This window comes from Mesorhizobium sp. M8A.F.Ca.ET.218.01.1.1 (assembly GCF_004791165.1).
In the GTDB taxonomy this organism is placed as follows: domain Bacteria; phylum Pseudomonadota; class Alphaproteobacteria; order Rhizobiales; family Rhizobiaceae; genus Mesorhizobium.
Window position 1 is genome coordinate 1 of sequence record NZ_SRUZ01000055.1, and the last position, 405, is coordinate 405.

The 405-nt window shown below is 61.5% G+C and carries 1 protein-coding gene; it reads right to left on the reverse strand.

The genetic code is table 11. The features are described 5' to 3' along the window. On the reverse strand, positions 1-405 hold a 405-nt coding region (locus EN861_RS34370; protein ID WP_135928212.1), incomplete at both ends, for a DUF1217 domain-containing protein.

The following is a 405-nucleotide window of genomic DNA, read 5'->3' on the forward strand; positions in this document are numbered from 1 at the left end:
CCCACAGGCTGGTGAAGCGGGTCAGGAACTTGTTCAGCTTGTCGGGGTCCTTGAAGTCGGCGATATCGAGCTTCTGCTCGAACATCTGCGCCTGTTTGTCTATGTCGGCGGCAGCGATGGAGTCGGGCAGACCGAGCGCGGTGCGGACCACGCTCGAAAGCGCCGTGTCGGCGAGCACGTCATACCAGTTGGTGATTTCAGGCGCCTTGCGTTGGAAGTAGAGCGCCAACCGCACGCCCTGATTGGTCTCGCCGGCATTCTCCTCCAGCGTCTGGCGCATGTATTTGTCGACCGCGCCTTGCTGGGCGGAAGGATAGAGGGTGGCGGTCGGGCCATAGGCGGCGAAGTTGAACGCCTTGACGAATTGGGCGTAGCGCTTGTCGCTCAGCTTGTTGGCGAAGCTGT